The sequence below is a fragment of the Dactylosporangium thailandense genome (genome assembly GCF_059739745.1).
Genome location: NZ_AP029195.1, coordinates 567,547 through 580,337, shown reverse-complemented (window position 1 = coordinate 580,337; position 12,791 = coordinate 567,547). Strand labels below are relative to the sequence as shown.

The 12,791-nt window shown below is 75.2% G+C and carries 11 protein-coding genes; all 11 read right to left on the bottom strand.

Annotated elements, in window-relative coordinates; genetic code table 11:
* Positions 1-648, bottom strand: coding sequence for a hypothetical protein (locus tag AC6JBM_RS02390; protein WP_497981963.1), 648 nt, complete (start codon positions 646-648; stop codon positions 1-3).
* Between the two features lie 225 nt (positions 649-873).
* Positions 874-2,205, bottom strand: coding sequence for a lysine N(6)-hydroxylase/L-ornithine N(5)-oxygenase family protein (locus tag AC6JBM_RS02385; protein ID WP_497981962.1), 1,332 nt, complete (start codon positions 2,203-2,205; stop codon positions 874-876).
* Between the two features lie 20 nt (positions 2,206-2,225).
* Entirely contained in the window at positions 2,226-2,855 is a 630-nt protein-coding gene (locus tag AC6JBM_RS02380; RefSeq protein WP_497981961.1) for an isochorismatase family protein, read from the bottom strand.
* A 5-nt stretch (positions 2,856-2,860) separates the two neighbouring features.
* Complete coding sequence (locus AC6JBM_RS02375) at positions 2,861-4,480, bottom strand: (2,3-dihydroxybenzoyl)adenylate synthase (RefSeq protein ID WP_497981960.1); 1,620 nt, start codon at positions 4,478-4,480, stop codon at positions 2,861-2,863.
* On the bottom strand, positions 4,470-5,666 hold the full coding sequence (locus tag AC6JBM_RS02370; protein WP_497981959.1) for an isochorismate synthase: 1,197 nt from the start codon (positions 5,664-5,666) through the stop codon (positions 4,470-4,472). The genes AC6JBM_RS02375 and AC6JBM_RS02370 overlap by 11 nt, the downstream gene beginning before the upstream one ends.
* Before the next feature lie 43 nt (positions 5,667-5,709).
* On the bottom strand, positions 5,710-6,480 hold the full coding sequence (locus AC6JBM_RS02365; RefSeq protein ID WP_497981958.1) for a 2,3-dihydro-2,3-dihydroxybenzoate dehydrogenase: 771 nt from the start codon (positions 6,478-6,480) through the stop codon (positions 5,710-5,712).
* A gap of 14 nt (positions 6,481-6,494) precedes the next feature.
* Positions 6,495-7,838 carry a cation:proton antiporter gene (locus tag AC6JBM_RS02360; RefSeq protein ID WP_497981957.1) on the bottom strand — a complete coding sequence of 448 codons (1,344 nt, stop codon included), beginning with the start codon at positions 7,836-7,838 and terminating at the stop codon, positions 6,495-6,497.
* Positions 7,825-8,631 (bottom strand): siderophore-interacting protein, encoded by an 807-nt coding sequence (locus AC6JBM_RS02355; protein ID WP_497981956.1) that lies wholly within the window; start codon positions 8,629-8,631, stop codon positions 7,825-7,827. Before AC6JBM_RS02355 ends, AC6JBM_RS02360 begins: the two co-directional genes overlap by 14 nt.
* Positions 8,628-9,419 (bottom strand): alpha/beta fold hydrolase, encoded by a 792-nt coding sequence (locus AC6JBM_RS02350; RefSeq protein WP_497981955.1) that lies wholly within the window; start codon positions 9,417-9,419, stop codon positions 8,628-8,630. The genes AC6JBM_RS02355 and AC6JBM_RS02350 overlap by 4 nt, the downstream gene beginning before the upstream one ends.
* A complete protein-coding gene (locus AC6JBM_RS02345; RefSeq protein ID WP_497981954.1) occupies positions 9,410-11,107 on the bottom strand; it encodes an ABC transporter ATP-binding protein in 1,698 nt (565 codons plus the stop codon). Before AC6JBM_RS02345 ends, AC6JBM_RS02350 begins: the two co-directional genes overlap by 10 nt.
* Positions 11,100-12,788, bottom strand: coding sequence for an ABC transporter ATP-binding protein (locus AC6JBM_RS02340; protein ID WP_497981953.1), 1,689 nt, complete (start codon positions 12,786-12,788; stop codon positions 11,100-11,102). Before AC6JBM_RS02340 ends, AC6JBM_RS02345 begins: the two co-directional genes overlap by 8 nt.
* Positions 12,789-12,791 lie beyond the last annotated feature (3 nt).

Here is a 12,791-nt window from a genome sequence, read left to right as displayed (position 1 = left end):
TCAGCAGCAGGAGGTGGCCGCGGCCGAGAGGGTCGCGCACACGGCCCCGCCGGGCGAGGCGGTCACGGTATAGCCGGACACGCCGCCGCGCACGGTCGCGGGCGCGGTCCACGACACGGTGACGGTCTGGTTGCCCGCCACCGCGTTCACGGCCGTCGGCGGGTCGGGCGCGGTCGCCGGGGACAGCGAGCCCGCGATGCTGGGCAGCGAGTCTCCCGTACCGCTGACGCCCGAGGCGACGACCGTGAACAGGTAGCCGACCGTGGCCGTGAGACCGGTGACGGTGCAGGTGGTGGTGGTCGCGTCCGGGGTGGCGCAGGTGGCGCCGCCGGGCAGCGCGGTCACGGTGTAGTGGTCGATGCCGGCGCCCGCTTTCGCGGGCACCCTGGCGGGCGTCGCCGCGGCCTTCGTGGGCACCGGTTTCGATGGCAGGGCGGCCTTGGCGGGAACGGCCTTCGATGCGGCGGGTTTCGGGGGCGCGGCCGGTTTGGTCGCGACCGTCGTGGCCCTCTTCGCCGGCGCCGAGGCGGCGGCCGGGCCCTTGCTCGCATCGGCGGTGGTCTTCGCCTCCGCGCGATCGGCAAGGGCCAGCAGCACGAACCCGATTCCGACGGCGATGAACGAACCCAGCATGACGGTCCGCCGCATCGCGATTCGCTCGCACGCAGCCATTCCGGCGCATCCCTCCTCCGGCTTTCAACCCAGAGGATCACCCGGATCAGGTGATTCAGGTGCGTTAATTCACGGCGCTATTGCTCTGATGAATCCACATTGGACAGGTCAGGACCGAGGTCCGACCTTTGCCGGCCGGGAAACGCGCGGCCAGGTCGCGATCCGGCTGCTAGGTTCGGATTCGGGACGTTCGCCCCCCCGCTATTTCGCCGTGCCCACGAGCGGTCGCTCCGCCTCCGGCCCGACGGCCACCCGGTCCGCGACCGCGGCGCCGATCGATGCGGCGATCTCGCCCGAGCGGACCGCCACCGCCGAGAGCAGGGTCGACGTGATGCCGTGGGCGTGCTCGGTGCCGCCCTGGACGTAGACGCCGGCCCGCAGCCCGTCACCGGTGCGCACCCGGTAGTCGCGGCCGACCCGCAGCAGCCCCTCCTCGTCGCGGTCGCAGTGCGCCCCGGCCGCGCCGAGGAGGCGGGCCGCGTCGACGGGGCGGTACCCGGTGGCATAGACGATCGCGTCCGCCTCCAGGGTCAGGTGCTCGCCCGAAGGCAGGTGCTCGACGACCGCGGTCACCCCGTCGGGCCGGGCCCGCAGCTGCGTCAGCCGCGAGGCGTTGAGCATCCGCAGCCGGCGGCGGCCGAGGACCTGCTCGCGGTACGACCGGCGGTAGAGGTCCTCGATGAGGTCCGAGTCGACGACGGAGTAGTTCGTGTTGCGGTGGTAGTCGAACAGCATCCGCTTCACGTCGGCGGGCGCGTCGAAGTAGAGGTCGACCGCCTCGGGATCGAAGATGCGGTTGGCGAAGTTGCTGTCGTCCGCCGGGCTGTAGCCGTAGCGGAAGAACACGGAGCAGACCTCGGCGGAGGGGTACCGCTCGTGCAGGAACGCTACCGACTCGGCCGCGCTCTGCCCGGCCCCGACGACGATGAACCGCTCGGGCGGCGCGTCGGGATCGACCGCGAACGTCTCGGCCCGGTGCAGGATGTCGAGGTTGTGCCAGACCCGCTCCCCCGGCTCCACCCCGGCCGGCAGGCTCGGCTCCAGCCCGGCCGCGACGACGGCGTTGCGGGTGGTCAGCCGGGCCACGCCGCCGGCGTGCGCGGCCACGATCTCGAGCAGCTCGCCGTCCGCGGCCACGGCGACGTCGGTCACCGTGTGGCCGTAGCGCACCGGCTCGCCGACCCGGTCCGCGGCCCACTCCAGGTAGTCGTGGAACTCGACGCGCAGCGGATACATCGTCTTGTAGTTGATGAAGTCGGCGAGGCGGCCCTTGGCGTGCAGGTAGGACACGAAGCTGTAGCCGCTGGCCGGGTTGCGCAGGGTCACGAGGTCCTTGAGGAACGACACCTGCATCGTGGCGTCCTCGAACAGCATGCCTCGGTGCCAGCCGAAGGTGTCCTGCCGCTCGAGGAAGACCGCGCGGATGTGCTCCGCGGCCGGGCGGCCGGCGTTGTACTCCTCGATCGCGATCGCCAGCGCCAGGTTGGACGGGCCGAAGCCGATGCCGACGACGTCGTACACGGTCGAGTCCATGGGTTCGCCTTTCACTCGGTTCACTGCAGCCCCTCGGTGATCTCGGCCGCGGTGGCCACGACGCCACAGCGGTCCCGCACGTGACGCAGGGCGTCGCGGTGGTGGGCCGGGCTGAAGTCCGCGACCGCGTCGGCGACCACGAACGGCTGGATGTCGCGCACGAACGCGTCGAGCGCGGTGGCGAGGATGCCGATGTGGGCGTACACGCCGGTGATGATCAGCTGGTCGCGCCCGGCCAGCATGCCGGCCAGCGGGGTGCCGGCGAAGGCGCTGTAGCGGCGCTTGGTCACGCGCAGCTCGCCCTCGGCCGGGGCGAGCGCGTCGGCGATCGCGAGCGCCCGCTCGTCCGGCGGCGGGCCGTCGCCCCAGAAGTCCTGCAGCAGCCCGCGCTCGGCCCGGCTCTGCCCGCCCGGCTGGGCCGAGAAGACGACCGGGATGCCGAGCTCGCGGGCGTGCTTGCGCAGGGTGTTGATGTTGTCCACGACCCGGCCGAGCAGCGCCTGGTCCGAGGTGCCGAACGGGGCCAGGAAGTAGTGCTGCATGTCGTGCACGAGCAGCGCGGCGCGGGCCGGGTCGGGGCGCCAGCCGACCTTGGACTGGGCGATGCCGAAGCCGGTCGGCACCGGGTACGGGGTGATTCGGGGCAGCACGGGGCTCAGCCTTTCTGAGTCGCGGCCAGCGCGGCTCGCAGTTCGCGCCGGCTGATCTTGCCGACGCCGGTGACCGGGAACGCATCGACGACCTGGATGCGGTCCGGGATCTTGAACGCCGCCAGGCCCCGCTCGCGCAGGTGGCGGCGCAGGGCCGGCAGGGTCGGCGGGGCGGCGCCGGGCCGGACGACCACGAAGGCGCAGCTGCGCTCCCCGAGGTAGGCGTCGGGCACCGCGACGACCGCGGCGTCGTGCACCGACGGGTGGGTCAGCAGGTGGTTCTCCACCTCCTCGGCGGCGATCTTCTCGCCGCCGCGGTTGATCTGGTCCTTGGCGCGGCCCTCGACCACGAGGTAGCCGTCGGGCCGGCGGCGGACCAGGTCGCCGGTGCGGTAGAAGCCGTCGGCGGTGAAGGCGGTGCGGTTGTGCGCGGCCGCGCGCCAGTAGCCGCGGATGGTGTACGGCCCGCGGGTGAGCAGGTGCCCGACCTCCCCCGGCGGCACCGGCCGGTCGGCGTCGTCGACGATCCGCAGCTCGTCGTCGGGGCTGATCGGCCGGCCCTGGGTGTGCAGCACGATCTCGTCGGGATCGTCCAGCCGGGTGTAGTTGACGAGGCCCTCGGCCATGCCGAACACCTGTTGCAGGCGGCAACCGAGCACCGGGCCGACCCGGGCCGCGACCGTATCGGCGAGCTTCGCGCCGCCGACCTGGAGCACCTCGAGGCTTGCGAGGTCCGGGCGGGCCGAGCTCCCGGTGGGCCCGGTGGGCTCTGACTCGACCGCCTCGAGCCACAGCAGGGCCAGTGGGGGTACGACCGCCGTGATCGTCACCCGCTCCCGCTCGATGAGGGGCAGGACGGTCGCGGGGTCGGGCCGGCGGGCGAGCACGATCCGGCCCCCGGCGTGCAGCGCCCCGAGCACGCCCGGCGAGGACATGGTGAAGTTGTGCGACACCGGCAGCGCCGCCAGGTAAATACTGCCGGGACCCAGCGCGCAGATCTCGGCGGAGGCGCGGACGCTGTACAGGTAGTCGTCGTGCGTGCGCGGGATGAGCTTCGGCAACCCGGTACTGCCGCCGGACAGTTGCAGGAAGGCGACCTCGTCCGCGGCCGGGCCCGCGGGCAGCCGGGCCACGTCGTCCGCCTCGCCGTAGAGGGTCGCGAGGCCGGCGTGGCCACCGGGGTCCCCGGCCACGACGAGGGTCGCGGGCTCGGCCGCGGCCGCGAGCGTGCGGTGGTCGAAGCCCTCGTGCACGTCGGTGGTCACGAACGCGACGGCCTCGGTGTGCGCGCAGAAGTAGCCGATCTCGGCCGAGCGGTGGGCGGGCAGCGCGAAGACCGGCAGGGCGCCGAGGCGGAACAGCGCGAAGACGACGTCGAAGAACTCGGCGGTGTTCGGCAGCTGCACCACGACCCGGTCGCCGCGGCGGATCCCGATGCCGTGCAGCCCGGCGGCGAGGCGCAGCGCCCGGTCCCGCAGCCCGGCGTAGGTGACCCGGCGCTCGCCGTCGACGATCGCGATCCGGTCGCCGTGCGCCTCGGCCCGCTCGCGCAGCAGGTCGTCGAACGTCTGTCCGGTCCAGTAGCCGCGCTCGCGGTACACCCGCTGGAAGTCCTCAGGCCACATCGGCCCGCTCCGTCGACAGCCCGAGGGCGGCCAGCATGGTGCCGAGCTTCGCGGAGGTCTCGGCGAGCTCGGCCCCGGGGTCGGACCCGGCCACGATCCCGGCGCCCGCGAAGAGGTCGAGGCCGCCGGGATCGGCGACCGCGCAGCGGATGGTCACCGCCCACTCGCCGTCGCCGGTCGCGTCGACCCACCCGACCATGCCGGTGTAGAAGCCGCGGTCGAAGGGCTCGAGCTCGCCGATCGCGGCGCGGGCGGCGGCGGTCGGCGTGCCGCAGACGGCCGGCGTCGGGTGCAGCGCGGCCGCGAGGGTCAGCGCGCTCGTCGCCGGGTCCGCGACCGCCCCGGTGACCAGGGTGCCCAGGTGCCACATGGTGGCGGTGCGCACCAGGGAGGGCTCCGGGGGCACCGTGAGCTGTGCGCAGAAGGGGCGCAACGCGTCGGCGACGGCCCGGGCCACGACCGCGTGCTCGTGCCGGTCCTTCTCGGAGCGCAGCAGGGCGGCGGCCCGGCGGGCGTCCTCGGCCGGGTCGGCGCTGCGGGCGGCCGAGCCGGCGAGGGGGTGGGCCGCGACCCGCCGGCCGTGCCGGGACACGAGCAGCTCGGGGCTCGCGCCGAGCAGGGTGCGCCCGGCGCCGAGGTCGACGCCGAAGGTGTACCCGCCGGGCTCCCGCGCGGCGAGTGCCCGCACCACGGGGGCCGGGTCGAAGCCGGGCGAGTCGGCGCGCAGCGAGCGGGCGAGCACGACCTTCGTGTAGTGCCCGTCGCCGATCTGGCGGACGGCGCGGCCGACGGCGGCGGCGTACCGGTCCGGCGCGGGCACCGGGTGCAGCCCGGTGATGCCGTGCCGTTCGAGGCTCACGGGCCGCCCGGGGCCGGCGGGGCCGCCGCGGCGCAGGTGCATCGGCACCACGAGGTGGGCGTGGGCGTCGGGGGCGAAGGGCACCGCGCCGACCACGGCCCGCACCGAGTGCCCGGCCGCCTCGGCGACGCCGAGCACGGCCCGCACCCGGCGGTCGAGGTCGGCGAGGGCGTCGCGGCGGCCGGACGGGGGGACGGCGAAGTACGTGCCCTCGGCCAGCAGCGTGCCGCGCGGGGACGCGAACAGCGAACTTCGGCCGGGCCGGTACGCGGCGACGAGGTCGGCGGCGGTCTCGGTGCCGGACGCGGCGGCGGTGTCGGTGGTCACGGGTGGTGCTCCCTTCGGCCGGCACGGTGTGCCGGGATGGCGCTCAGGCGCGCAGCGTGGCGCCGCCGTCGACGTACAGCTCGTGCATGGTGATGTGCCGGGCCCGCTCGGAGGCGAGGAAGAGCACGGCGTCGGCGATGTCCTCGGGCTCGGCGATGCGCCCGAGGGGGATGCCGGTGCGGTAGGCCGCGGGGTCGCCGGCGAGGACCGCCGCCGCCCCGGCCGCGGGCCCGCCGGGGTGCCCGGCCCACATGGCCCGCTGCATCGGGGTGTCCGTCGAGCCGGGGGCGACGACGTTGCAGCGGATGCCGTACTCCGCGAGCTCCAGCCCGAGGCTCTTGGTGAAGTGGGTCGCGGCCGCCTTCGACGCGGCGTACGCGGCCATCCCCGCCCGCGGCACCCCGGCCGCGTTCGAGGAGACGGTGACGATGGCGCCGGCCCGGCGGACGCGCATCCGCCGGGCCACCGCGCGGCTGACGTGGAAGACCCCGCTCGCGTTGACCGCGAACGTGTCGGCCCAGTCGGCGTCGGCGTAGCCGAGCACCGGGCCGGTGCGCAGGATCCCGGCCACGTTGACCAGGACGGTGATCGCGCCGAGCCCGGCCTCGGCGGCCGCGACGACGTCCTCGACCTCGGCCGCGGAGCGCACGTCGGCGGGGAAGGCGGTGATGCCGTCGTGCTCGGCGGCGAGCTTCCCGACGCCCTCCGCGTCGCGGTCGAGCGCCGCCACCCGCGTGCCGCCGGCCGCGAACGCCCGGGCGACGGCGCGGCCGATGCCCTGGGCGGCGCCGGTCACCAGCGCGATCCCGTCCATGGTGCTCCTCTCTCCTAGGCCGTCGTCGCGGCGAGCGACTGCTCCCGCGAGCGTTCCTGCTCCGTGACGTCGACGTGGCTCATGGCCCAGCGCAGGATCGGCGGGCCCATCACCGAGGTGACGACGGCGATGAGGACGACGACCGTGTACGTGGCGATGCTCAGCACCCCGAGCCGCAGGCCGGTCGTGGCCACGACGACCTCGACGATCCCCCGCGAGTTCATGCCGGCCCCGAGGGCGAGCGCCTCCCAGTGCGACAACCGGCTGGCCCGGGCCCCGGCGTACGCGCCCACGAACTTGCCGATGATCGCGATGAGCAGCAGCGCGACGCCGGCCAGGAGCACCTTCGGGTCGCCCAGGGCCCGCATGTCGATGCGCAGCCCGGCGGTGGCCAGGAAGATCGGCGCCAACACCGAGAGCACGATCGTGCGCAGCGGCGCGAGGTCGGTCCACAGCGGGCGGCCCGGGTTGGCGTCGAGCTCCCCCGGACGCTCCCGGGTCTGCCCGATGAGGATGCCGGCGATGAAGGCGCCGAAGAGGGCCTCCATGCCCATGGACTGGGTCGAGGCCGCGCCGAGCAGGATCAGGATGACGGCCGCGGTGGCCCGGACGCCGCCCTCGCTCGATCGCGCCGCGTGGCGCATCACCCACCGCACGAGCGGGCGGCCGATCAGCAGGGCGGCGGCGAGGAAGCCCAGCAGGTACACCACCGACAGCGCCACCGAGCCGGCGTGCACGCCGGTGGTGGCCGCGGCCGCGACGACCGAGAGCAGGAACCAGCCGATGGCGTCGTCGACCGAGCCGGCGGCCAGGGTCAGCTGCCCGATGTCGCGGTGCAGCAGGCCCATGTCGGCCAGGGTCTTGGCGATGACCGGGATGGCCGTCACGCACATGGCCACGCCGAGGAAGAGCGCGAACACCCACCGGTCGGTCCTGCCGGTGAGCAGCGCCGCCGGGACGAGGAATCCGGCGCCGATGCCGAGCGCCAGGGGCAGCAGCAGGCCGGAGAGGCTGACCCGCACGCCGGTGATGCCCCGGCGGCGGATCATCGCGGCGTCGAGCTGGGCGCCGGTGACCCCGACGAGCAGCAGCACGCCGATCTGGCCGACGGCGTCGACGAGGTGCAGCTGGTTGGCGTCGTCGGGGAACAGCCACCGTAGCGCGGCGGGCGACCAGTTGCCGAGCAGTGACGGGCCGAGAATCACGCCGGTCAGCAGCTCGCCCACGAGGGCGGGCAGCTTGCACCGGACCGCCACGCGGCCGAGCGCGAGGGCGACCAGCAGCAGCAGCGAGATCTGCAGCAGGAAGACCAGCAGGACGTGTGGTGCGAGGCTGGGCAGCGGACTACTCACGATCATCCCCTTCGTGGTGGTCGAGGTTCACCACCCCACACTTCCAATAACCATCGATCTCTGTCCATGCTTTGTGATGACCCAGGCTGCGCACATGGCGGCGGATCGGCTTGAGGCCGCCCGCCTCGCCGGCGACCCAGACGTAGCCGTCGCCGGCCGGGAGCGTGAGCCCGGTCAGCTCGGCCGCGAGGGTCTCGCCGCGCTCGCGGTGCAGCCAGCGGACGTCGGCGTCGGCGCGGGTGGTGAGCGGCTGCTCCTCGGCGGCGTTCGCGACCTCGATGCGGGCGATGACCCGCGCGCCCTCGGGGAGCCGCTCCAGCCAGGCGGCGAGCGCGGGCAGGGCGGTCTCGTCGGCGCCCAGGACGTACCAGTCGAAGGTGAGCGGCACCAGGTTCGACCCGCGCGGGCCGAGGATGCCCAGCCGCTGCCCCGGCCGCGCCTGCGCCGCCCAGGACCCGCCCGGCCCGTGGCCGTGCAGCGCGAAGTCGATGTCGAGCTCGCGCTGCTCGGGGCGCAGGAACCGGACCGTGTAGTCGCGGTAGACGGGCAGCGGCGAGCCGGGCGGCGGCGGCTCCAGGCCGTCCTCGCCGAGCGTCGGCATGACCGGGAGCTCGGCGCCGGGCTCGGGGAAGAACACCTTCACGTGGTCGTCGGGGGCGGCGTGGCAGAAGCCGTCGAGCTGCTCGCCGCCGAAGGTCACGCGGACCATGCCGGGGCTGAGCCGGTGCACCCGCCGGACCTCGAGCAGCCTCGGGGTCAGGTCGTGCCAGACGAGCTCGACGTCGCGGGCGAGGGTCATGCGGTCTCCTTGGTGGACAGGAACTGGAGGAGCTCGGCGTTGACGCGGCCGGGCTGTTCGAGATAGCCGTAGTGCCCGGCGTCGGGAATCTCGGCGTAGCGGGCGCCGGGGATGGCCGCGGCCACCTCGCGGCCGAGCGCCGCGGCGGCGATCAGGTCGTCGGCGAACCCGACGACCAGGCAGGGCGTGCGGATGCGGCCGTAGTCGCCGAGCCGGTCCGGCGCGGTGGCCGGCTCGGTGTCGCTCTCCTCGGCGGTGCCCACCGGCGCCTCGAACACGTCCAGCCAGTCGCGGGCCAGGCGGTCGTCGGCGAGGGTGCGCGGGGAGAGGTTGAACGCGGCGCGGACCACGGCCCGGTACCGCGGGGGCAGGTCCAGGCCGGCCACGGCCCGCTCGGCCGCGCTCATGGACCTGAGGTAGACGCTCTCGCGGCCGAAGGCGGCCATGAGGACGGCCCGGTCGACGAGGTCCGGCCGCCGGAGGCACACCTCGGCGGCCACCCGGGCGCCCATGGACGAGCCGATGAGCCGGACCGGGCGGTGGGACTCGGCGAGGGCGATGGCGTCCCGGGTCAGGTCCTCGACGGTGACCAGGCCGGGGGTGTCGCTGGGCGGGATGCCGCGGGCGTCGAACGTGATCACCTTGTAGCCGGCCGCGACGAGGGCCGGGACCTGGTACAGATGCCACGTCCGGCCGCGCGCGCCGGTGCCCGCGAGCATCAGCACCGCGGGCCCGTCGCCCGACACCTGCACGTTGAGCCGCACGCCGTCGACGTCGATCAGGGGCATGGTTGCTCCACCCGGCCCGCGCTGAGGCGGACGACCCTCGGCAGGCGCTCGATGGTGCTGGTGCGGTGGGCGATGACGAGGACCGTGCGGTCGGCGCGCAGCCGGGCGAGGGCGGCCTCGATGCGGTGCGCGGTGCGCGGGTCGAGGTCGGCGGTGGCCTCGTCGAGGATGAGCACGTCCGGGTCGATCATCGCGGCCCGGATCAGGCCGACCAGCTGCCGCTCGCCGGCCGAGAACCGCTCCCCCCGCCGGCCGAGCGGCGCGTCGAACCCGCCCGGCAGCCCCTCGACCCAGCCGGTGAGGCCGAGCCGGTCGGCGGCCGCGGCGAAGCCGGCCCGGGTCGGCCGGCCGGGGGTGAGCGCCAGGTTGTCGGCGAGGCTGCCGGCGATGACGTGCACCTGCTGCGGGATCAGCACGAGCCGCCGCCGCAGCTCGGCCGGGTCGAGCGCGGCGAGGTCGTCGCCGCCGTGGCGGACCGCGCCGCCGTCGGGCCGGTAGAGCCCGCACAGCAGCTTGGCCAGGGTCGTCTTGCCGGAGCCGGTCTCACCGACCAGCCCGGCGTGCTCCCCGGGCGCGAACGACACCGAGACGTCGTGCAGGACCGGCTCGCCGTCGCGGTAGGCGTAGCTGACCGCCTCCGCCACGAGCCCCCGGTGCGGTGGCCGCGGCGCGTCCGCGACGACGCTGACCCGGGCCGGAGGCTCGGCGGCCTCCAGCAGGTCGAGCAGGCGGGCCAGGCCGACCCGGGACTCGAGCATCTCGCCGGCCACGAGGGTGAAGTCGTCGACCGAGCTGAACAGGTCGCGGCTGGCCAGGACGAACGTCACCACCACGCCGACGGTCACCAGGTCCGCGCCGGCCAGCAGGCCGCCCCCGACGAGCAGGGCCGCGCTCGTCAGGCCCTGGATCACCCACGTGACGTCGATCCAGGTCGCGGCGCGCTGGGCGGCCCGGGCCGTGCGCAGGTAGGCGCCGGTCTCCCGCTCCATGCGGCCGAGCCAGGTGCCGGTGGCGCCGTCGATCCGCAGCTGCTCGCGGGCCTGCAGGCTCTCGGTGAAGGTGGCCGCGAGGTCGGCCTGGGCGGCGGCCTCGGCCGGGTACGCGCGCTCGGCCGCGGCCCGGAACCGCCGGGTGATCCACCACATCGGCGGGCCGAACACGACCAGCAGCACCACGAAGAGCGACCACGAGGAGCCGACGAGCACGAGCGCGGTGAAGACGAGGTACCCGCCCAGCGAGATCAGGTCCGGCAGCTGGCTGCGCACGAAGGTGGCCAGCTCGGCGATCTCGACGGTGGCCCGGCGCAGCAGGTCGCCGCCGCGGTGCGCCTCGAGGAAGCGCAGCGGGGTGGCGCCCAGCCGCTCCACCACCAGGTCCCGCAGCCCCTGCACGACCCGCTCGCCGGCCCGGGTGAGCAGCAGCTCCGACCAGCGCAGCAGCAGGGTCCGGGCGACGACCAGGCCGAGCACGGCGCCCGCGGTGACGAGCAGCCCGTGCCGGTCGTGGTCGAGCAGCCGGTCGACGGCCCGGCCGATGAGCACCGGCACGAGGGTCAGGGCGAGCGTGGACACCAGGTTGACGGCGATCCCGGCGGCGACGATGCCGCGGTGCTCGCGCAGGTGCGGCCAGGCGCGGCGCAGGACCCGGCGCAGGTCCGGCTCCTCGGCGAGCCTTCTGACGTCAGCCATTGCTCACCAGTTCCTTGCCGGTCGTCGTGGTCACGGCCTCGCCGAGGTCGATCACGCGGTCGGCGGCCGCGGCCACCGCGGGGCGGGACGTGGCGAAGACGATCGTGACGTCCAGGGCGCGCAGGCCGTCGAGGATGCGCCGCTCGGTCGCGGCGTCCACGGCCGAGGTCACGTCGTCCAGCAGCAGCACCCGGGCGCCGCGCAGCAGGCCGCGGGCGAGGGCGAGGCGCTGGAGCTGGCCGCCGGAGACGGAGTTGCCGCGCTCCCCCACCTCGGTCGCCAGGCCGTCGGGGAGCTCGTCGACGAAGGCGTCGACGGCCGCGGTCCGGCACGCCTCGCGCAGGGCGTCGTCGGTGAGCCGGTCGCGGCCGAGGCGCAGGTTCTCGGCGATGGTGCCGGACAGCAGCAGGGGGCGCTGGCCGACGATGGTGATCGCGTCCCGCAGGCCGTCCGGGTCCAGCTCCCGCAGCTCGGTGCCGCCGAACCGGACCGTGCCCGCGCTCGGCTCCTCGAGTCCGGCCAGGAGGCGCAGGAGCGTCGTCTTGCCCGTACCGACGCCGCCGACCACGGCCACGAAGGATCCACTGTGGACCGTCAGCCCGGGCAGCCGCAGCGGCGCCCGGCCGGGGCGCTCGACGACCAGGTCCGTCGCGGCCAGCTCGCCGTCCTCGGGCGCCCGGCCCGTGCCCGGCCGCTCGCCCGCCCCGGCGCCGAGCACCGCGCCGATGCGGGTCGCCGCCGTCCAGGCGTCGCCGAGCTGGCTGAAGCGGAAGGTCAGCATCATCACCTGGCGGCCGAGCAGCGTCATCCAGCTGGCGAAGGAGACCAGGCCACCGACGGAGAAGGCCCCGTCCAGCACCATCAGGCCGCCGACACCGACGCCGGCCGCGGTCGCCAGCCACGGCACGAAGGGCGCGTGCGCGGCCCAGGAGGCCGCGACCCGGGCCAGGGCCAGGGTGCGCTCGCGGACCGTGTCGCTGGCGGCCCGGTGGCGGCGCACCAGTTCGGTCTCGCCGCCGAGGCCGCGCACGGCGGTGCTGGCCGAGAGCAGGTCCTCGACGGCGTCGGCGCGGGCGCTGTGGGCCGCGGACAGGGCGCTGTTGGCCCGCTCGTACCGCCGCGGGTACCACAGGTTCACCGCGACCAGCAGCGGCACGGTGGCCAGCCCGACCGCCGCGAGCGCCGGGCCGAGCGTGGCGACGACCGCGATGACCGCGACGAGGCCGAGCACGCCGCTGACGAGCGACGGCACGGTGGCGATCCACACGATGATCGTCTCGACGTCGCGGGTGCCGCGGGTGACGAGGTCCCCGGCGGAGAAGCCGCCGGCCGTCTTCGCGTCCCAGCCGAGCACCCGCCCGGCGAGCCGCAGCAGCAGGGCGTTGCCGGCCCGCACGCCCGCGAGCGCGGCCCACCACCGCATCGCGAACTCGGCGCCGGTGAGCGCGGCGGACACGGCGAGGGTCGCGGCGGCCCAGCGGAACAGGGCGGGCCGGTCGCCGGCCGTGATGCCCTCGTCGAGGGCGCGGCCGAGGCACCACGGGAGCAGGATCAGGCCGCCCTGGTACGCCAGCCCGCCCACCCAGGAGGCCGTGACCCCGCGGGCCGCGTGGCGCAGGCACCAGCGCAGCAGCGCCGCCGGGCTCATGCGCTCACCCCCGCTTCGCTCCGGACCGCTCATGCC